Source organism: Actinophytocola sp. NPDC049390 (assembly GCF_044466355.1).
In the GTDB taxonomy this organism is placed as follows: Bacteria; Actinomycetota; Actinomycetes; order Mycobacteriales; family Pseudonocardiaceae; genus Actinophytocola.
Genome location: NZ_JBITMQ010000001.1, coordinates 1,382,121 through 1,402,664 on the forward strand (window position 1 = coordinate 1,382,121; position 20,544 = coordinate 1,402,664).

12 protein-coding genes are annotated in these 20,544 nt (G+C 73.3%); 10 read left to right on the plus strand and 2 right to left on the minus strand.

The window, feature by feature from the left end:
* From ACIBVP_RS06095 to ACIBVP_RS06140, 10 genes are read left to right on the plus strand one after another with little or no spacing between them, the layout of a single operon-like run.
* Complete coding sequence (locus ACIBVP_RS06095) at window positions 1-3,138, plus strand: amino acid adenylation domain-containing protein (RefSeq protein WP_396104846.1); 3,138 nt, start codon at window positions 1-3, stop codon at window positions 3,136-3,138.
* Window positions 3,138-8,876, plus strand: coding sequence for an amino acid adenylation domain-containing protein (locus ACIBVP_RS06100; protein ID WP_396104847.1), 5,739 nt, complete (start codon window positions 3,138-3,140; stop codon window positions 8,874-8,876). Before ACIBVP_RS06095 ends, ACIBVP_RS06100 begins: the two co-directional genes overlap by 1 nt.
* Window positions 8,873-10,165 carry a KamA family radical SAM protein gene (locus tag ACIBVP_RS06105; protein WP_396104848.1) on the plus strand — a complete coding sequence of 431 codons (1,293 nt, stop codon included), beginning with the start codon at window positions 8,873-8,875 and terminating at the stop codon, window positions 10,163-10,165. Before ACIBVP_RS06100 ends, ACIBVP_RS06105 begins: the two co-directional genes overlap by 4 nt.
* Window positions 10,166-10,178: 13 nt before the next feature.
* A complete protein-coding gene (locus ACIBVP_RS06110) occupies window positions 10,179-10,346 on the plus strand; it encodes a hypothetical protein (protein WP_396104849.1) in 168 nt (55 codons plus the stop codon).
* Window positions 10,347-10,351: 5 nt separating this feature from the next.
* Window positions 10,352-12,316 carry a hypothetical protein gene (locus ACIBVP_RS06115; protein ID WP_396104850.1) on the plus strand — a complete coding sequence of 655 codons (1,965 nt, stop codon included), beginning with the start codon at window positions 10,352-10,354 and terminating at the stop codon, window positions 12,314-12,316.
* A gap of 28 nt (window positions 12,317-12,344) precedes the next feature.
* The gene (locus ACIBVP_RS06120) at window positions 12,345-13,403 is read left to right on the plus strand and encodes a MupA/Atu3671 family FMN-dependent luciferase-like monooxygenase (protein WP_396104851.1); all 1,059 of its coding nucleotides are present in this window, start codon (window positions 12,345-12,347) and stop codon (window positions 13,401-13,403) included.
* A gap of 16 nt (window positions 13,404-13,419) precedes the next feature.
* A complete protein-coding gene (locus ACIBVP_RS06125; RefSeq protein ID WP_396104852.1) occupies window positions 13,420-14,724 on the plus strand; it encodes an MFS transporter in 1,305 nt (434 codons plus the stop codon).
* Entirely contained in the window at window positions 14,714-15,685 is a 972-nt protein-coding gene (locus tag ACIBVP_RS06130; RefSeq protein WP_396104853.1) for a threonine/serine dehydratase, read from the plus strand. Before ACIBVP_RS06125 ends, ACIBVP_RS06130 begins: the two co-directional genes overlap by 11 nt.
* Window positions 15,686-15,690: 5 nt before the next feature.
* On the plus strand, window positions 15,691-16,617 hold the full coding sequence (locus tag ACIBVP_RS06135; RefSeq protein ID WP_396104854.1) for a TauD/TfdA family dioxygenase: 927 nt from the start codon (window positions 15,691-15,693) through the stop codon (window positions 16,615-16,617).
* Window positions 16,604-17,752, plus strand: coding sequence for an aminotransferase class III-fold pyridoxal phosphate-dependent enzyme (locus tag ACIBVP_RS06140; protein WP_396104855.1), 1,149 nt, complete (start codon window positions 16,604-16,606; stop codon window positions 17,750-17,752). The genes ACIBVP_RS06135 and ACIBVP_RS06140 overlap by 14 nt, the downstream gene beginning before the upstream one ends.
* A 131-nt stretch (window positions 17,753-17,883) precedes the next feature.
* On the opposite strand, the gene ACIBVP_RS06145 is transcribed toward ACIBVP_RS06140, so the two are convergent.
* Both ACIBVP_RS06145 and ACIBVP_RS06150 read right to left on the minus strand, forming a co-directional pair.
* Entirely contained in the window at window positions 17,884-18,018 is a 135-nt protein-coding gene (locus tag ACIBVP_RS06145) for a hypothetical protein (RefSeq protein ID WP_396104856.1), read from the minus strand.
* 11 nt (window positions 18,019-18,029) lie between these two features.
* On the minus strand, window positions 18,030-20,402 hold the full coding sequence (locus ACIBVP_RS06150; RefSeq protein WP_396104857.1) for a hypothetical protein: 2,373 nt from the start codon (window positions 20,400-20,402) through the stop codon (window positions 18,030-18,032).
* Between the last annotated feature and the right edge of the window lie 142 nt (window positions 20,403-20,544).

Below are 20,544 nucleotides of genomic sequence, written 5' to 3' on the forward strand. Positions count from 1 at the left end.
ATGCGATCGCAGCACCCGATGCGCGTGGCCGAGCGCCCGGCGCCCGCGCCGGTTCCCGAGTCCCTGGCCGCGGCCGTGGCCGCGCAGTGCGCGCGCACGCCCGCCGCGCCCGCACTGTCCGATGTGGACCGGACGCTGGACTACGCGGGGCTGGACCGGGAGTCGGCACGGCTCGCGACGCGGCTGCGCGCGCTGGGCGCGGGGCCCGACCGGATCGTCGCGGTGTACCTCGACCGCTCGGTCACGCTCGGGGTCGTGCTGCTCGCCATCCAGCGCGCGGGCGCGTGTTACCTGCCGTTGTCCCGCGAGGACCCACCCGCCCGGTTGCGCGCGTTGCTCGCCGACGCCGCACCGGTCGTCGTCATGACCGACGCCGAGGGCGTCGCAGTGCTCGCCGGCGTCGACGCCCCGCTGGTGGACGTCGGCGCACCGCCGCCGGCCCACCACGACACCGGCGGCCTCGACGCCGCGCGTGCGGACGACCTGTCCTACGTCATCTACACCTCCGGCTCCACCGGTGCGCCCAAGGGAGTCATGATCGAGCACGGCGCGATCGTGAACCGGCTCCGGTGGATGCAGGACACCTTCGACATCGGCCCCGGCGACGTCGTGCTGCAGAAGACGCCCTACACCTTCGACGTGTCGGTGTGGGAGTTCTTCTGGCCGTTGATGGCCGGCGCCGAGCTGACCTTCGCCGCGCCGGGTGGGCACCGGGACCCCGGGTACCTGACCGCGTTGATCCGCGAGCGCGGGGTGACCGTCACCCACTTCGTGCCCAGCATGCTCGCGGAGTTCCTGCGGGTGGCCGACCGGTCGGCGTGCGCCGGCCTGCGCCGGGTGCTGGCGAGCGGTGAGGCACTCACCCCCGCGCTCGCCAACCGGTTCTTCGCCACGTTGCCCGACGTCGAGCTGCACAACCTGTACGGGCCGACCGAGGCGGCGGTCGACGTGAGCCACTGGCGGTGCGCACCGGGGGCGGCGTCGGTGCCGATCGGGCGTGCGATCACCGGTGTGCGGTTGCACGTCCTGGACCGGGAGCTGCGGCCGGTACCGGCGGGCACGGTGGGGGAGTTGCACATCACGGGTGTCGCGCTGGCCCGCGGCTACCTGAACCGGCCCGACCTCACCGCCGACCGGTTCGTGCATGCGCCCGGCGGCGGTGAACGGATGTACCGCACCGGCGACCTGGCGAGCGTGCGGCCGGACGGCGCGATCGAGTACCACGGCCGCGCCGACAACCAGGTCAAGATCGCCGGGGTCCGGCTGGAGCTGGGCGAGGTCGAGGCCGCCCTGCTCGCGCTGCCCGGCGTGGCCGGGGCCGTCGCGACGACCCGGGTCGACGCCGCCGGGATCACTCGCGTGGCCGGCTACGTGCTCGCCGACCCTGCCGACGGCGAGACGATCGCCGCGTGGCGGACGGCGCTGCGCGACACGCTCACGCCCGCCGCGGTGCCCGCGACGCTCACCGTGGTGGACCGGATCCCGACCACCGTGCACGGCAAGGTCGACCTCGCGGCGCTGCCGGCGCCGGACGCACCGGCCGGGGGACCGGCCGCCGACGCGCTCACGGAACTCTGGCGGCGAGAGCTCGGCACCGACGAGACCGACGTCGTGGCGGCCGGCGCCGGCTCGCTGCACGTGCTGCGGCTGCTCGCCGCGGTCCGCGACGAGTTCGCCGTCGACGTCGACCCCACCGACTTCTACGCGGAACCGACCATGTCCGCGCTGGCCCGGCTCGTCGCGGCGGGTCTGGCGGAACCGGGACCGGCGCTGGTCCGGGGCGACCGCGTCGGCGCGTTGCGGCTCAACCGGTCCCAGGAACGGATGTGGTTCCTGCAGCGACTCGAACCGCACAGCACCGCGATGAGCGCGCCGACCGGGTTGCGGCTGCGCGGTCCGGCGACCGTGGGGCAGATCGCGGAGTGCCTTGCCGCGCTGGTGGCCCGGCACGAGGTGCTGCGCACCAGCTTTCCCGAGCGCGACGGCGTTCCGGTCGCGGTCGTCCATCCCGGCACCGACACCCCGCCCGTGGTCGTCGAGGCGCCCGGCCTCACCGAAGCGGAGCGGGACGAGGTCGTGACCCGGTCGATCGACGAGGCCGCGGCCGACCCGTTCGACCTGTCCACCGGTCCACCGCTGCGCAGCCGGCTCGTCCGTTTCGGCGAGGACGACCACCTGCTCGTGCTCGCCGCGCACCAGGTGGTCGCCGACGGCTGGACGTGGTCGGTGCTCGCGCGGGAGTTCGCGGCGGACTGGAACCGCGTCGCGGCAGGCGCCCCACCGGTCGCGCCCGGCGACGGGCCCCAGATCGTCGACCACGCGCGCTGGCAGCGCGCCGCGGCCACCGACCCCGCCGCCGTCGCGCTGTTCGACGAGTCCCGCGCACACTGGCGGCGGCGGTTGGCCGACGCCCCCGACGGCATCGCGCTACCGGCGGACCGGCCGCGTCGCTCGGCGCTGAGCGTGCCCGCCGCCGTCACCGCGGTGCCCTGGCCGCCCGGGTTCGCCGCACGGCTGCGCGACTTCTGCCGGTCCGAGCGGGTCACCGAGTACACCGTCATGCTCGCGCTGTTCGGCTGCTGGCTCGCTCGGCTCGCCGGCCAGGAGGACGTCGTCGTCGCCACGCCATCGGCGAACCGGGTGCCGGTCGCCGCCACGGACCTGGCCGGCTACTTCGTGACCACCGTGCCGCACCGGTTGCACGTCGAGGAGGACACCACGTTCGTCGGGCTGCTGCGCGAGGCTCATCAGTCCACAGTCGACGGACAGCGGCACTCCCGGGTACCGGTGGAACAGATGATGGCCGACCTCGGGGTCGGGCGCAGCGCGGGCCGGCTGGCGTTGTTCCAGCACCTGCTGGCGTTCCAGAACCTGCCGCCCTGGCGAATATCCATAGAGGACAGAGAGGTTCGGGTGGTCCAGCTGCCCACCCGGCACACCCACTACGACCTCAAGCTCGAGGTGTTCCCCGAGGACGGCTTCGCCGCGCGCGTCGTGTACGCGGCAGAGCTGTTCGGGCCGACCCGCATGGCCACCATGGCCGGCCAGCTCGCCGTTCTCGCCGACCGGGCGCTCGCCGACCCGGACGAGTACGTCGAGGACTACCTGCTCACCTCCCAGTTGGACGAGGACGTCTGATGACCGACACGATCGAGTCGCGACCCACGCTGCCGCCCACCACCCTCGCCCTGTTCGAGCGACAGGCGGCACTGACCCCCGCGGCGGTCGCGCTGCGCAGGGGAGCGGAACGGTGCACCTACGGCGAGCTGGCCGACCGGGTGGATCGGTGTGCCCGGGGCCTGCTGGCCGCCGGGGTGCGCCCGGGTGATGTGGTGGCGGTCGGCGGCGGCCGGTCGGTCGACACGGTGGTCGCGCTGCTCGCGGTCATGCGCGCCGGCGCGGTCGTGCTGCCGCTGGACGCCGCGCAGCCGGTCGACCGCGCGGCCGAGCTGGTCGCCGAGTCCGGCGCCGGGCTGATGGTGGTGACGGCCGAGGTCTTCGCCGGTCTCGCCGTGCCCGCGGTGACCGTCGCCGAGCTGGCGGCTGCCACCGGGCCCGCGCCGGCTCCGGTCGCCCCGACGGCGAACGCCTACCTGTTCTTCACCTCCGGCACCACGGGCCGGCCCAACGGGGTGGTCGGCTGGCACGGTGCGCTGACGAACTTCGTGGCGTGGGAGCAGCGCACGTTCGACTTCCGCGCGGGCGACCGGGTGGCGCAGATGGCGGCGCTCACGTTCGACGCCGTGCTCAAGGACCTGCTGCCCGCGCTGATCGGCGGCGCTACGGTGTGCCTGCCGCCGACCGACCGGCCGTTCGCCGACTTCGAGGCGATGCTCGCCTGGTGGGCGGCCGACCGCGTCACCGTCGCGCAGACCGTGCCCAGCGTGCTCGCCGAGCTGCTGACCACCGCGGGCGAGAACACCGTCGAGCTGCCGGACCTGCGGCTGGTGTGCCTGTCCGGCGAGCCGCTGCAGGGTGACCTGGTGCGCCGCTGGCGGGAGCGGTTCGGCGCGACCCGGTTCGTCAACCTGTACGGCACCACCGAGGCGACGATCCTCAAGTCCTGGTACGAGGTGCCCGTCGACGTGCCGGCCGGGGTGCTGTCGGTCGGCCGTGCGATCGACGACGCCGAGCTGCTCGTGGTGAACCGGCGCGGCAGGCGCTGCGGTGTCGGCGAGCTCGGCGAGGTGCTGATCAGGACGCCTTACCTCACCAGGGGCCGCCTCGACCCTGACTCCGGCGAGCCGCCGCTGTTCGAGGTGAACCCGCTGCGGCCGGACGACCCGACCGACCTCGTGCAGCGCACCGGCGACCTTGGCCGCCTCGCGCCGGACGGCACGGTCGAGATCGTCGGCAGGCGCGACGACCAGGTGAAGATCCGCGGCGTGCGGGTGCAGCCCGCCGAGGTCGCGGCCGTGCTCACCCGGCACCCGTCGGTCGGCGCCGCGGCCGTCGTGACCCGCAGGCACGACGATGCGCACGAGCTGGTCGCCTACGTCGTTCCGGCGGCGGGCGCGACGGTCATCCCGAGCGACCTCCGCCGGGACCTCGCGGCACGGGTGTCGACCGCGATGCTGCCGGCGCACGTCGTCGTGCTGGCCGCGTTGCCGCTGACGGGCCACGGCAAGCTGGACCGGCGCGCGCTGCCGGACCCGGTGACCGACCCGGTGACCGGCCCGGAAAGCGCGGACCCGGGGACGTGGAGCGAGACCGAACAGCTCGTCGCCGGCATGTGGTCGGAAGCGTTCGGTCGCGACGTCACCGACCGCGGCGCCGACTTCTTCGAGCTCGGCGGCCACTCGCTGCTGATGGTGCGCATCCTCGCGCGGCTGCGCAGGACGTTCCAGATCGAGCTGGAACTGGGCGAGCTGTTCGACTCACCGACCATCGCGACCCTGGCCACCGCGGTCGACACCGCGCTGGCCAGCGCGCCGACCGCGGCCGACGAGCCGATCACACCGGTGCCGCGCGGCGCGGAACTGCCGCTGACCCCTGAGCAGGAGGGCATCTGGTTCCTCCAGCAGCTCGCCCCGGACAGCTGCTCCTACAACATGGCCGGGGTGTTCACGCTCCCGGTGGACACGCCCGTCGACGTGGTGGTCCGGGCGGTCGACCGGGTCGTGGCCCGGCACGAGGCACTGCGCAGCACGTTCACGGAGGTCGACGGCAGGCCGGTGCAGCGCGTCACCCCGGCTGGCGGAGCCGACGTGACCGCCCTGCCCTCCGAGCCGGACCGGGTGGCGGGTCTCGCGGCGCTCGCGACGGAGGCGGCGCTGCCGTTCGACCTCGCGAACGGGCCGCTGTTGCGCGCGCGACTGGTCGGCGTGCCCGGCGAACTGCTGCTCGGGCTGACCGTGCACCACATCGGGTGCGACGGCTGGTCCTGGGAGCTGATCACCACCGAGCTGGACACGCTGGTGGCCGCGGGCCGCGCCGGTCGGCTCGCCGTGCTGGCCGAGCCGGCGCTGCAGTACGGCGACTTCGCGATCTGGCGCGACCGGCACGACGACTCGGCTGCCACGACCGCGGCCGTCGACCACTGGCGGGCCGCACTCGGCACGCCGCCGCCGGTGCTGGACCTGCCGCACAGCAAGCCCCGGCCCGCGGCACCGACCCACGGCTGCGCGGTGTGCCGGGTGCCGGTGTCCGACGAGCTCACCGCGAGGCTGGAGCGGTTCGCCCGCGACCAGGGCGCCACCACCTACATGGCGGTGCTCGCCGCGTTCGGCGTCGTGCTCGGCCGCGCCGCCGACCAGGACCAGGTGGTCGTCGGCACGGACAGCGCGGGCCGCGACCGGCCGGAGCTGGAGAACGTCGTCGGGTTCTTCGTCCGCACCCACGCGCTGCGCCTCGACCTGGCAGGTGATCCGTCCTTCGGCGAGGCAGTGCTGCGGGTGCGGCGGCACCTGCTGGAGTCCGCGCCGCACCAGCACCTGTCCTTCGCTCGCCTCGTCGACGCGGTGGCCGTCGACCGGGACCAGAGCCGCACCCCGCTGTTCCAGGTGATGGTCCGGATGCCCCCGCGCGACCTCGCCACCGACCGGCACGGCGTGCTGCGCGCCGTGGACGTGGTGGCCGCGACCGAGGGCGCGGCCGGTCCGGCCCCCGCCGCGAAGTTCGACCTGACGCTCGTGGTGCGGCCGGTCGGCGAGCGGCTCCTGCTCGACTTCGAGTACGACCGCGACGTGTTCGACGCCGACCTCGTCGGCGCGCTCGGCGGCAGGCTGGTCGACCTGCTCACCGCCGGCCTCGCGGAACCCGACCGGCCCGCGTCGGAGCTGTCGCCGAGGGCCGAGGACCGGCACCCGTTCGCCGAGGACCTGGCACCCGTGGCGCAACCCCGGGTCGCGGCGGAGTTCCTGCGGCAGGCCGCGAGCACGCCGGACGAGACGGCGATCGGTGCGGCCGCCGGCTCGGTGACCTACGGGCGGCTCGCGGCCGCGGTCCGCGCCACGGCGGCCGCGCTCGCCCCGGGCACGGTGGTCGCCGTCGTCGGCGGCAAACACCCCGAGTCGGTCGCCGCGCTGGTGGCCGCCGCGGCGGCGGGGGTGATCGCGGTGCCGGTCGACGAGGGCCTGCCCGTCGCACGCCAGCGCCGGATCGCCGAGGCCGCGGGCGCGACCGCCGTGCTGGTCGCCCGACCCGTCGACACACCCGAGTGGACCGAGGGACGGCCGGTGCACCGGCTCGACCTGGCCGCCGCCGCGCCACCCGGTGCCCGGCTGCCCGTCGGGCCCGCGCCGACGGACCCCGCGTACGTGTTCTTCACCTCCGGCACCACCGGGGAGCCGAAGGGAGTGCTCGGCAGGCACCAGGGGCTGGACCACTTCGTCGCGTGGGAGAAGGCCGAGTTCGGTGTCGGTGCCGGCGACCGGGTCGCCCAGCTGACGACGTTCTCCTTCGACGCCGTGCTGCGCGACGTGTTCGTGCCGCTCACCGCGGGCGCCGCGGTGTGCCTGCCGCCGACGGGCGCGCTCGACGACGCGGACCGACTGCTGGGGTGGCTCGCCGATGAGCGGATCACCGTCGTGCACACGACACCGAGCGTGGCCGCGTCCTGGCTCGCCTCGGACGTCTCCGTCGACCTGTCCGCGCTCCGCCTCCTGTGCCTGTCCGGCGAACCGTTGACCGGTGAGCTGGTGCGCGAGCTGCGTGAGCGGTTCACCGGACCGGACACGGAGATCGTCAACTTCTACGGGCCGACCGAGACCACGATGATCAAGACGTTCCTGCGGGTGCCGCCCGGTGTGGCGGGCGGGCCGCTGCCGATCGGCAGGCCGCAGCCGGGCGTGCAGGTCGAGGTGCTCGGCGCGGGGGACCGGGTGTGCGCACCAGGCGAACGCGGCGAGATCGTCATCCGGACCCCGTACCGAACCGCCGGCTACCTGACCGGAGACAGCGGGTTCGCCCCCAACCCCTTCCGGGACGACCCGGCCGACCAGGTGTACCGGACCGGCGATGTCGCGGTCGTCCGCGCCGACGGGGCGATACAGGTGACCGGCCGCCGCGACGACCTCATCAAGGTGCGCGGCATCCGCACCCACCCCGGCGAGATCGCGGCCGCCGCGGCCGGGCACGCCGACGTCGTCACCGCGCACGTCGAGCGGCACGAGGAACAGGACGGCCGGGACGCCACGCTGGTCGCGTTCGTGGTGCGCGCGCCCGGCTCGACGCTGACCACCGAATCCCTGCGCGAGCACCTGCGCGGCGTGCTCCCGACCGCCTTGGTGCCTGGCCTGATCCTCTTCGTCGAGCGGCTCGCGCTGCTACCGAACGGCAAGATCGACCGCCGCGCCCTGACCACCGCCGCCGCGGACACCACTCGAGTCGCCCCACGGGACGACGTCGAGGCGGAGTTGCTCGCGATCTGGCGGAAGCTGCTCGGCCGCGACGACTTCGGGGTGACCGACGACTTCTTCTCCGTCGGCGGTCACTCGTTGCTCGCCACCATCATGATCACCCGTATCCGCAAGCAGATGGGCGCGGAGCTGACCCTGCGCGGCCTGCTGCGCGCGCCGCGCATCGACCAGCTCGCACGCCTGATCGGCGCGTCGAGAGCCGAACAACCGGACACCGAACCGACGGCCGTGACGACGTTGCGGCCCGGCGCCGGGCCCGGCCTGTTCCTGGTGCACTCCATCGGCGGCGACATCGTCGGCTACCGAGAGCTGGCCGCGTCCCTGCCGGCCGGACCGGTGTACGCCGTGCGCGCACCCGCGCTCGACGGCGGACCGCACTACCGCGACGTCGGTGAGATGGCCGCCGTCTACCTGCACGAACTGCGGCGCGTGCAGCCACACGGCCCCTACCGGCTCGGCGGCTGGTCGGCCGGTGGTCTGGTGGCCTACGAGATGGCCCGTCAGCTGTCCTTCGACGGCGAGGACACCGAGCTGCTCGTGCTCGTGGACAGCTACGCCCCTGGCACGTCGGCGTTCGACCGCTTCCTCGGCGACGACGCCGAGCTGCTCGCCTCGTTCACCCGGGACCTCACCAGGATGGCGCCGGATGTCGTGTTGCCGGACCCGGCGGTGCTGCTCGCGCCACCCGCCGCCGGCGAGCCGGACGAGGTGGCCGAGCTGCGGCGCCGCTTCGAGGTGTTCCGCGGTCATGCCAGGGCTCTCGCGGCGTACCGGGTGCGGCGCGGCCGGCTCGCCGGTACCCGGGTACTGCTCGTGCTCGGCGCCGCCCAGGAGCGGCCGGCGGACGCCACCGAGACGCTTGGCTGGGCCGAGCTGCTCGGCGCCGAGGTGTCGATGGTGCCGGTGCCCGGGGCCGACCACTACACGCTGCTCGCCGCGCCGGAGCTGGCGCGAGCGGTCGGCACGGCGGTCGGCACGGCGGTCGGCACGGCTGGGCGCGCGGAGTCGGCGGCATGACCGCCGACATCACCTACCGCGCCAACACGATCCGCGACCTGGACCGGTTGCTCGACCGCGGCGGCTTCGACGCCGACACCAAGCTGAGGACCCGCGCCGTCGCCACGGTCCTTCCGTTCCGCACCAACACCTACGTCACCGACGAGCTGATCGACTGGGACCGCGCACCGGACGATCCGTTGTTCCGCCTCGTGTTCCCGCAGCCGGACATGCTCGGGCCGGACGAGCTGGCGACGATGACCGCGCTGCTGCGCGACGGCGCGGACCGGAAGCGGACCGAGGCCGCGGCACGGGAGATCCGCCGGCGCATGAACCCGCATCCGGCCGGCCAGACCGACCTGAACGTCCCGACGCCGGACGGCCGGCCGCTGGCCGGGGTCCAGCACAAGTACCGGGAGACGCTGCTGTTCTTCCCGCGCCGCGGCCAGACCTGCCACGCGTACTGCACGTACTGCTTCCGCTGGGCGCAGTTCGTCGGCGAGTCGGACCTCAAGATCGCCACCGACGACGTCGCCGCGGTGACCGGGTACCTGCGCGACCACACCGAGATCACCGACGTGCTGATCACCGGCGGCGACCCGTTGATCATGTCCACCGACAACCTGCGCCAGTACATCGAGCCGTTGCTCGCACCCGACCTCGCGCACGTCCGGACCATCCGGCTCGGCACGAAGGCGCTGGCCTACTGGCCCTACCGGGTGACGACGGGACCGGACGCCGACGACCTGTGCAGGCTGTTCGAGCAGGTGGTCGCCGCCGGGCGGCACCTGGCCGTGATGGGCCACTTCACGCACCCGAACGAGCTGCGCGCGCCCGAGGCGCGGGCCGCGGTGCGCCGGGTCGTCGGCACCGGCGCGGTCGTGCGCACGCAGGCCCCGCTGGTGCGCGGCATCAACGACGACGCGGACGACTGGGCCGAGCTGTGGCGGGAGGCCGTCGCGCTCGGCGCGGTGCCGTACTACATGTTCGTCGAACGCGACACCGGGCCGCGGCGGTACTTCGAGGTCCCGCTGCATCGCGCCTGGCAGATCTTCCGCGACGCCACCCGGCAGGTCAGCGGCCTCGCGCGGACCGCGCGGGGGCCCTCGATGTCGGCCGTGCTCGGCAAGGTCGCGATCGACGGCGTGGCGACCGTCGCCGGCGAGGACGTGTTCTGCCTGCGCTACCTCCAGGCCCGCGACCCGTCGTGGGTCGGCAGGCCCTTCTTCGCCAAGCACGACCCGACGGCCGCGTGGATGTCCGACCTCGTCCCCGCGCTCGGCAGCGAACCCGCCTACTTCGACAACTGAAAGGGGAACCCTGATGGCCACCGAGGAGAACGAGCTCGTCGACGCCGTCGCCGCGCGGCTCGCCGAGATCCGGGGCACGGCCCCGGACCCCGAGGAGAACGACACCGACCTGGACGCCGACCTGGATGACGAGGTGGCCGGGATCGTCTCGACGGTCACGGTGATCGCCGGCTGGGAGTGACCGGCATGTCCACCACCACCTGGGTGCCCGACACCGCGGCGCTGGTCGCGGCGCTGGCCGATGCCGATGCGCCGGTGCCGGTCCTGGCGCCGGACCGGCCGTCCCGGCTACGGCACTGGACCGAGGTGCTCGACTGGTACCAGCGCGAGCCGCCGGTGCGGCACTCCGGCGACGAGCTCGTCGTGTGCCGCACCGAGGAGTTCGCGTCCGTCGCCGAGGCGTTCGCCGCCCGCACCGGTCGCGGCTACCTGGCCGGCTGGCGGGACGCGGGCTGGGTCCGGTCGTGCTCGGGCGCCGCGGCCGTGACCGTGGTGGGGCGGTGCGACGCGTTCCCGGTGGCCGCCCTGCACGACCTCGCCGAGACCATCGACGCGCCGTGGGCGCTGCTGCCCGCCCTCGACCTGGCGGGGTTGAGCTTCGTCGTCGCGAAGACGTTGCTGGCACCACCCACCGACGTGCCGGACTGGGTCGTCGCCGACGTCATCGGCGGCGCGACCGGCACCGGCGACGTGGTCGGCCTGCTCACCGGCGGCGCCCGTGCGCTCGCGTTGTGCGCGCACGGCGAGAACGGACACGCGAACCTCGGATCGCACGTGCTGTGCGGGCTGCCGCGCGAGGCCGAACGGGGCCTCGACGGCGGCGCGGTGACCGCGGGCTGCGTGGACGGCACGCGGTGCAAACGCGGCCGGGGCAGGCCGGTGCTGCGGACCAGGGACGTCCGGGCCGCCGACCTGTTGCTGTTCTCCTGCACCACGTTCAGCGTCGCCGGTGACCTGTTCCCCTCGGACATCAGCCTGGTGACCGCGGCGCTCGAGGGCTACGCGCGCTCGGTGCTGTCGTGCGATCGCGCGATGCCCTACCGGCCCGCCTCGGTCGAGGCGCTGGCGCGGCTCACACGCCTCGTCGGCATGAGCGGCATCCGGGAGATCGAGAACGACTTCCAACTGCCGCTGTTGGGATCGCGCCCGTACTACCTGGCCGGCGCCGCCGGCGCGCCGGACCTCACCGCGGCGCCCTGCGTGCCCGGCGAGCCGCTGGACACCCGCGAGAAGGTCACGCTGGCCCGGCGACAGGACGACTCGGCCGTGCTGCTCGCCGAGCCGGCCGGCCAGACCCTGTTCCCCGGCAACCGGTTCCTGCGGATCGTCGCCACCGGGGAGCCCGAGGAGAAGACCGTCGTCACCGACGCGACCGACCGCCTCCGCGAGCACGAGCGCTGGCAGCACGACCTCGCCACCCGGCTGGACCGGACCGCCCGGCTGCACCGCGCCGTCCGCGACCTCGCCGCGCCCGACGGCGACGCACTCACCAGCCTCGGCGCGATGGTCCGCACCCACGACGACCTCGGCAGGCTGCTCCAGGGCTCGGTGCGGGTGGTCGAACAGGCCCGCCGGACCGGGGTGTGGCGCGCCGAGGTCGAGCGGCTGCCCGGGATCGCCGCCCGCTACGGGGCCCGCTGGGCACGGTCCTGCGTCGCGCTGTTCGACACCTGGTTGTTGCAGCACCACGCGTTGGAACAGGTGCTCTGCGACGGTCTGTACGAGGTGTCGACCCAACGCGACGGCCACTGCGACCACTGCGGCTCGCCCCGCTACGTCACCGGGCACGCGGCGCCGGGCGACGACGCCGACAGGGCGGGCGTGTTCCTCGCGCAGTGTCCGCACTGCGGGCCGAGGGAGGTGTGGGAGACCGGCGGGCCGCGCCTGACCGTCACCCTGCCGACGACCGTGCTCGCCGGTTCCGTGCTCCCGGTCGGCCTCGCGTCGGCGTCGCGGGGACCGGTCGTCCTGCACGGGAAGGACAACGGCGGCGACGCCGTGTACGCGGCCGTGCGGCTGCCGGGGCCGGGCGGCGCCGTCGAGCTGCCGGTACCGGCCGGGCTGCCGGCCGACATGCACACCGTCCGGGTGGTTCTCGCCACCGACCTCCGACTGACCTACCAGCGGTTGCGCCTGCCCTGCACGGGCTGATCGCCGCACCGACCACAAAGGAGCCGCAATGCGTTACGGCGTCATGTTCTTCGCCGCCTCGGCCGGGGCGAGTGCCGAGGAGACCTACCGCACGATGCTGACGGTCGCGCGCATCGCCGACGAGGGTGACCTCGCCGCGGTGTGGACACCGGAACGCCACTTCGACGCGTTCGGTGGTGTGTTCCCGAACCCCGCCATGACCAGCGCCGCCATGGCGACCGTCACCGAACGGGTCCAGCTGCGCGCCGGCAGCCTCATCTCGCCGCTGCACCAGACAGTCCGGGTGGCCGAGGACTGGTCGGTGGTCGACAACCTCTCCGGTGGCCGCGCCGCCGTGTCGTTCGGCGCGGGCTGGAACGTCAACGACTTCGTGCTCGCGCCGCAGAGCTACGCCAACCGCAAGGAGTTCATGCTCGACCAGCTCGACACCGTGCGCCGGTTGTGGCGTGGCGAGAGCGTCGAGCTGCCCAACGGGGCCGGCCAACCGACCGAGGTGCGCCTGTTCCCCGCACCGGTCCAGCCGGAGCTGCCGGTGTGGCTGACCTCGTCCGGCAACCCGCAGACGTTCGTCGACGCCGGCGCCGCCGGCGCGAACGTCCTGACCCATCTGATCGGCCAGGACGTCGACCAGCTCACCGAGAAGATCGCGCTGTACCGCAAGGCGCGTGCCGACAACGGCCACACCCCGGAGGAAGGCGTCGTCTCGTTGATGCTGCACACCCACCTGGACACCGACGCGGACGCCGCGATCCTGCGCACCAGGACGCCGTTCCGCGAGTACCTCCGCTCGGCGGTCGGTCTCGAACGAAAGGCGGCGGGGGGCGGCGGCACGATCAGCGGCGGTCACCAGTTGCCCGACGAGGAGATCCCGGCCGACCTCGTCGAGGAGCTGCTGGACGTCACCTACGAGCGGTACCTGCACGAGGGTTCGCTGATCGGGTCGCCGCAGACGTGCGCCCCGCTGGTGGCCCGGCTGACCGAGGCGGGGGTCGACGAGGTCGCCTGCCTCGTCGACTTCGGCGTCTCCGCCGAACACGTCGTCGCCGGGATGCCGGCGCTGGTCGAGCTGGCCGCCGCCACTCGCTGAGCCGGAGGAGTCGACCGTGTCCGATCCGCGTCCACCTGGGCGGCTGCGCGCCCTCGCCACCGGGCTCCTGCTCGACCGCCGCCCTGCCCGGCTGCTGCTGGTGACCGGCGCGGTCGACTCGTGGGGCACCGGGCTCTACACCGCGATCTCGATCCTGTACTTCACGACGGTCCTCGACTTCTCGGTCGCCTCCGTCGGCGCCGCGATGTCCGTGGCAAGCCTGCTGGCGTTCGTCGTCAGCCCGCGTCTCGGCCGGCTGGCCGACCGCTTCGGGCCGCGCCGGACGCTGCTCGTGATGTACCTGCTGCGCGGCATCGGGTACAGCCTCTACGCGTTGACCGATCAGTACTGGTCCTACTTCGTGTTGACCTGTCTGCTGATCCCGTTCGACCGCACCAGCGGACCGGTCGTCCAGGCGCTGGTGGACCGGTTCTTCGGCGGCGCCGAACGGGCCACCGTACTCGGCGGGGTGTTCGTGGTCCGCAACGGCGCGATCGTGCTGGGCTCGCTGTGCGCCACCGTGCCGGTGATCCTCGACCAGGCGTGGCTCTTCCAGGTCGGGATCCTCGGCAACGGCGCGACGTTCCTGTTCGCCGCGCTGGTGGTCAACGCGTTGCGTTACGGGCCGGAGGCGCGGGCGCCGCGCCGGGACGCGTCCGCGCCGGTGCGGGCGCCGATCCGCGACCCGCGGTTCGTGCTCGTCACCGCCGTGAACGGTGTGCTGCTCACCGGCAACACGCTTCTCGCGGTCGTGCTGCCGCTGTGGGTCGTCGAGCACACGGCCGCACCGAGCTGGGCGCTGACCGCGATTCTCACGTTGAACGCGGCCATGGCCATGGGTCTGCAGATCCCGTTGAACCGGTTGTTCCCCGACGCGCGTTCCGGGGCACGAGCGTGCGCGTACGCGGGCGTCGCGGTCGGGATCGCATGCGTGTTCTACGCGGCCGGTGGCACGGCCTCGACCGCGTTGACGGCGACCGGGCTGCTGGTGGTGGGCATGGTGATCCACACCGTCGGTGAGGGGCTGACGATCGCGAGCACACCGTTGACCTTCGCGCTGTCCCCGCCGGAGGGTCGCGGGCACTACCTCGCGTTCTTCAACCTGGGCCGCGTCGGGCAGGACATAGTCGGGCCCGTGCTGCTCGGCGTCACGCTGCTCGGCTCGTCCGGGCCGGCGTGGTGGGTCCTCGGGACGGTCGTCGCGGTCGCGGGGCTCCTGCCCGGCCTGTTGCTGCGCGGCCTCGACGCCCTCGATGACGCCGAGGCGGGCGCGGGTCCGAGACCCGCCGTCGAGGCGATGGAGCGGGCCGATGCGGACTGACCTGCTGATCGACGACGTCGCGCGGGCCGCCGCCCGCATCGCCGGGCAGGTGGTGCGCACCCCGGCGCTGCGGCTGCCCGAGCTGGACGCGGCGACCGGTGCGGTCGTGGTGCTCAAGACCGAGAACCACCAGCGCACCGGTGCGTTCAAGATCCGTGGCGCGCTCAACAAGCTCTTGACGCTCGATCCGGGCACCCTGCGCGGCGTGGTCGCCGGGTCGTCCGGCAACCACGGCCGGGCGGTCGCCGCGCTCGCAGAGGAGTTCGGCCTGCCCGCCGTGCTGGTGCTGCCGAGCGACGCGCCGGCGACCAAGGTCGCGGCCGTGCTGGCGCACGGTGCGCGCGTGGTGCGCTACGACCCGCGCGCCGGGGACCGAGACGAGATCGTGGCGGACATCGCCCGCCGCGACGGTTTCGCGGTACTGGCGTCGTCGGACGACCCGGACGTGGCCGCGGGGCACGGCACCGTCGCGCTCGAACTGTTCGAGCAGGCCGGTGCACTGGACGTGTTGGTGGTGCCGGTCGGCGGTGGCGGGCTCGCGGCGGGCTGTGCGACGGTCGCCAAGGCCCGGTGCCCCTGGATCGAGGTGGTCGGCGTCGAGCCGGCCGGCGGCGACGACACGGCGCGCTCCCTGGCGGCGGGCCGGCGGGTCACGGTGCCCACCCCGGACACGTTGGCCGACGGGTTGCGGCACCGTGTGCCGGGCCGGTTCACCTTCGCGGTCAACCGGCGGCTGCTGGACCGGGTCGTGTCCGTCGAGGACGGCGAGATCGCCGCCGCCATGGCGTTTCTGTGGACCCGCGGTCGGTTGACGGCCGAACCGAGCGGGGCGTGCGCCACCGCGGCGGCGCTGGCGGGCCGGCTGGAGACCGCAGGCAGGCGGGTGGGCGTCGTGGTGTCCGGCGGCAACGTCGCGCCGCAGCAGTTTCACAAGATCGCGAAACTTCGACCGGAAAGGTGACGTCAGTGCTGCCCTATGTCGTTGAGAAGGCCGAACACGACCTTCCCGAACTGTTGGCCACCGACCGTGCGCGGCTGCGCGACCTGATCGTGACGCACGGCGCGATCCTGCTGCGCGGCTTCGACGTCGGCGGCGTCGAAGGACTTGAGGACGTGGTGAACTCCCTGTCCGGCAAGACACTCCGCTACACCGAGCGTTCCTCGCCGCGGTCGGAGATCAAGGGCAACGTGTACACCTCGACCGACCACCCCGCGGCGGAGGAGATCTTCCTGCACAACGAGAGCTCCTACCAGGTGGCGTGGCCGATGGCGCTGTACTTCTACTGTGTCGAGCCGCCGCACTCCGACGGCGCGACGCCGCTGGCCGACAGCAGGGCGCTGTTCGAGTCGATCGACCCGGCTGTGCGCGAGGAGTTCGGGCGGCGCAGGTGGATGCTCGTGCGCAACTACCACGAGCGCTTCGGGGTGAACTGGCGTCAGGCGTTCGGCACCGAGTCCCGTACGGAGGTCGAGGAGTACTGCGCAGGCCACGGGCTCGAGGCGGAGTGGCAGGGCAGGGACGGACTGCGCACGACGGCCGTCCGCGACGCGATCCACACCCACCCGGTGACAGGCGAGACGGTGTGGTTCAACCACATCACGTTCTTCCACAACACCACGCTGCCCGATGACGTCCGCGAGGGGATGCTGGCGCTGTTCGGGGAACAGAAGCTGCCGACGAACACCTACTACGGCGACGGCGCTCGCATTCCCGACGACGTGATGTCGCATCTGCGCGAGTGCTACGCCAAGGCACGGGTACGTTTCGACTGGCAGCGCGACGACGTGCTCGTGGTGGACAACATGTTGGCGAGCCACGGCAGGGAACCCTTCACCGGCCCACGCCGCATCGCTGTCGCGATGGCGGAAGTGCACGGCGATGGAGCCCACTGACGGGCTGCCGTTCGTTCCCGACTTCCGCGCGAGCCACGGCCCGTTCCTCGTCGACCAGGGCAGCGGCGAGGAGTACCTGAGCCTCCACACGTGCCCCGGCGCCGCGGTGCTCGGCGTGAACCCGCCGGAACTGGTCGACGACACCGAGTTCCTGACGCAACTGGCGCAGGCGCGCCACGAGCCAACCGGGACCGAGGCCGACCGCCGGCAGCGCGCCGAGTTCGCCGACACCTTCGCGAGGGTGCTCGGCGACCCGAGACTGCCGTACCGGGAGTTCGTCGACGACGGCGTCCAGGCCGTGGCGAGGGCGGTCGAGTACGCGACCGCCTGGAAAAGAGGCCACAACGCCGCACATGGCCGGCGCGCGCCGGGGAACCGGGTGCTGGCCCTGCGGCCGCCCGGCGCTGGCCCGGAGCACGGTCCGGCCTTCGAACGCGCGGCGTTGGAACACACCCGACGGGCGTTCGCCGCGCACGGCGACGACATCGCCTGCCTCGTCGCCGAGCCGATTCTGGCCGGCCCCGGCGACCACCACGTACGCGCCGGCTTCCTCCAGGCGGCGCAGCGGCTGTGCCATGACAACGACGCGCTACTCGTGCTGGACGAGGTGCGGACCGGCGTCGGGCTGACCGGTACCCCGTGGGCCTACCAGCAGCTCGGCCTCGCTCCGGACGTGGTCGCCTTCGGCGACCGGCTCCGGCTCGGCGGCGTCATGGCGGGACACCGGGCGGCGCCCGCCACAGAACTCGGCGTCGCGGGCGCGCTGGCCGACCTGGTCCATGCCCGCCGGGTGCTGGAGGTGGTCGAGACGCGCGACCTGTGCGGCCGCGCCAGGCGGCTCGGCCGCGTTCTGGTGGCGATGCTCGGGCGGCTCACCGTCCGGTTCCCCGACCACGTGTCCCACGTCCGCGGCCGGGGCCTGATGTGCGGGTTCGACCTGTCCTCGACGGAGGTTCGGGACGAGATGGTCGCCGGACTGCGCGAGTACGAGCGCGTGCTCGTGCGGCCCGCCGGCCCGCGGTCGATCGGACTGCGAGCGCCGCTGACGGTCACACTGGAGGAGCTGGAGGCGGGCGTGTTCGCGATGCACCGCGTGCTCGCCGGTCTTGAACGCCGTTCCGTCAGAGCCGCGTAACGCCACCCTGCCCACGGTGACGTGATCGCGGCACGCTGACGTCCGATGTGGACATTCTGTTCGTGGCGACGTCGGGCGGACTGGGCGCTGGCGGGCACGACAACGGCTGTCGTGCCCGCCAGCCGGTCACCTCATCGTGGCACGGTGCAGTACGACGTGTGGGTTCCGTCGCAGTCCACCACGCTGATCCAGCTGCCCAGGGTCGTGATCGCCGCGTCCGTGGACGCAGGCGCGGAGATTCCCTGCAGGGCCAGTACTTGTTCCATCTGTTTTCCTTTCAACTTCCGGACTTCGTGTCGTCCGAGGCTCCGTCCAGGACATGGGTCAGCGCGAGCAGCACACCGGCGCTGCCGTCCGCGAGGTCGCCGCACAACCGCGACTCCAATGAGCCGAGCACGCACAGCCCCTGTGGCCGCCGGATCGCGTACTTGGTGAGCCCGCAGGCGATGCGTACCGCGGTGGCGTGGTCGTCCTGGCTGCCCGCGTGCACGGCATGCGTCGCCATGGCGTACGCCCAGGACGCCGCCCCCTGATAAAGGCCGGGGCGCACGGAGTTGAGCGCTCGGCAGCCGGACAGGACAGCGGGCAACGCGCTGGTGCAGCGTTCGTCACCGGTCGCCGCGGCGAGCTTGGTCAGCACAGTGGCGACGCCGGCAGACCCTGCGGCCAGGTAGTAGATGATCCGGCGTCCGCCCCTGTCGGTGAAGACGAGTTCGCCGCCGATCCGCGTGGCACTCGCGAGCTCGTCGTGGAGGAGGTCCAGTGCCTGCGCGGTGTACCGATCGTCCGAGGTCCGCCGGCCCAGTTCGTGGAGGAACAGCGCGACGCCACTGCGGCCCTCGGCCAGACCTGCCGTGCCGTGGTCGCGCGAAGGCACCCGTTCGGCGAGGTCGGCGGCGCGCGCGACGAGGTCCGTGTCACCGACGACGTCCGCGACACGCAGTGCGGCCAACCCGGTCCCGGCCGCTCCGAACCACAGGCCCGGGCTCGCGTGCGGACTGCGCAGCGCCTTGCCTGCGAGGTGGTGCGCCAGGTCGTGGTCGCCAAGCTCGGCCAGCACCACGGCGATTCCCGCCAGGCCGTCCTGCAGGCCGCTCGGCAGCGTGCTCGTCGCGCCGAGCACGTCGCGACGGAAACGGGTGACCAGCTCGGGCGGGACGGCCGCCCCGGCCCGGCGCAGCGCGTACAGGATGCCCGCGGTGCCGTGAGCGAGGCTGTGGCTGTCGGCCGCGGACATCTCGGCGGGTGGCGGGAACAGCCAGTCCTCGCGGTCGGGTGCCGCGACAGCGAGGAGGCCGTCGGTCAGGCCCGCCGCCAGCCTGCGGAGGCCGTGGACGGGATCGGTGTCCAGTTGCTCGGCACTGGGCAGGGCGTCGTCGGTGACAGGGCACGTGTAGTACTTGGCCGCGCGGTCCCACAGGACGGCCGGAACCGGCCCGAGGTCACGGCGTAGCAGGTCCGCTCGTCCCGCCGGATCGGTCACGAGTGGCTGGTGCAGGGGGAAGAGCACGAACATCGCCAGCGCGGAAAGGGCGTAGTCGTCCGCACCGGGAACGGGACGACAGTCAGGGGGCGGGGAGAAGGCGCCGGTCAGAGGTGTCTCCCCGAGTGGGGTCACGTCGCCGAAGCCCACGAGACGTGGCCGGTCGTCGTGGACGACGACGTTCGTGTGGTCGAGTGCGCCGAAGCACAACCCCATGTCGCGCAGCGTTTTCAGGTCCCGGCGAACGGTGTCGACGAGCCGGGCGCAGCGCAGCAGGTAGGCGTCTCGTTCGCTGGCAGGTGCGGAGAGCCGGTAGAGCACGCTGTTCGCCGCGCACCACAGGAGAAGTGGTTGACCGGGCACGGACTCCCGCACGAGGAACTCGTGTTCCCACGCGGTGAAGTAGTCGACCGGTGCGGGACAGATGCGGGGTGCGGCCGCGTGTACGCGCTGGAGCATCCGGTACTCGTGCCGGAGTCGTTGCCGCGCACTGCGACCGTCGGCGTCGAAGCCGATGTGCGCTCTCGCTTCCTTCACCAGGACGGGGAGGCCGGTGGTCAGGTCGGTCGCCAGATATATGCCGCCGCTCGCCGTGTGGCCGCAGGCCGCGGTCACCCGGTAACGGCCGTTGAGGACGTGTTCGCCGTGTGCGGGCGGCGGCGCGCTCGTCGAGGTGAGCGGGTCGGGAACCCCGTCGGGCAACCGGTACTGCACGACGGTGTCCCGGTACCGGCGATGGGTGAGCAGGTGCGGCCCGTGCTCCGCGGCGAGATCGGTCGCGAGCCGTGCCAGCAGCCGCCGGAGCGTCGCGGTGTCCCCGGGTTGCGCCGCGCAGAACATGCCAGCGAGCTCGCGCGGCGCCGAGCGGGCGGTCAGCGCGCGGGCGATCGCGGTGGACTGCACATGGCGGAACGGGACGTCCAGCGCGACACACGCGGCGGCGACGCGGTCCAGCACGGCCTCGGCGCGCTCGGGCACGGTGGTGATGCCGATCGACCACGGCTCGTCCTCGACGGTGCCGGTGGATGACCATTCGGTCCACCAGCCCGCATGCCGTGATCGCCACGTGGTCGGCACCCCTGCCGGATGCAGGGGTGATCCGGTCGTGACCGGGTCGGTGTGGAACTCGGGTGAGCCGGCCGGTGCGAGGTCGAGCAGTGGTGTCATCGTCGGTCCGTTCGACGTGGTCGGGCGATATGGCGGTGGGGGGGGGCGCCCGGCGGGCGGCCGAAACCCCCACCGCCAACACGACACACGCCACACTGACGCCGGGCACTGGTCCAAACACGAGGAATGATGAACAAATACA

Excerpts from the sequence above, each read along its gene's own strand:
- ACIBVP_RS06095 (WP_396104846.1), top strand. The coding sequence starts at position 1 with ATGCGATCGCAGCACCCGATGCGCGTGGCCGAGCGCCCGGCGCCCGCG.
- ACIBVP_RS06100 (WP_396104847.1), top strand. The coding sequence starts at position 3,138 with ATGACCGACACGATCGAGTCGCGACCCACGCTGCCGCCCACCACCCTC.
- ACIBVP_RS06105 (WP_396104848.1), top strand. The coding sequence starts at position 8,873 with ATGACCGCCGACATCACCTACCGCGCCAACACGATCCGCGACCTGGAC.
- ACIBVP_RS06110 (WP_396104849.1), top strand. The coding sequence starts at position 10,179 with ATGGCCACCGAGGAGAACGAGCTCGTCGACGCCGTCGCCGCGCGGCTC.
- ACIBVP_RS06115 (WP_396104850.1), top strand. The coding sequence starts at position 10,352 with ATGTCCACCACCACCTGGGTGCCCGACACCGCGGCGCTGGTCGCGGCG.
- ACIBVP_RS06120 (WP_396104851.1), top strand. The coding sequence starts at position 12,345 with ATGCGTTACGGCGTCATGTTCTTCGCCGCCTCGGCCGGGGCGAGTGCC.
- ACIBVP_RS06130 (WP_396104853.1), top strand. The coding sequence starts at position 14,714 with ATGCGGACTGACCTGCTGATCGACGACGTCGCGCGGGCCGCCGCCCGC.
- ACIBVP_RS06140 (WP_396104855.1), top strand. The coding sequence starts at position 16,604 with ATGGAGCCCACTGACGGGCTGCCGTTCGTTCCCGACTTCCGCGCGAGC.
- ACIBVP_RS06145 (WP_396104856.1), bottom strand. The coding sequence starts at position 18,018 with ATGGAACAAGTACTGGCCCTGCAGGGAATCTCCGCGCCTGCGTCCACG.
- ACIBVP_RS06150 (WP_396104857.1), bottom strand. The coding sequence starts at position 20,402 with ATGACACCACTGCTCGACCTCGCACCGGCCGGCTCACCCGAGTTCCAC.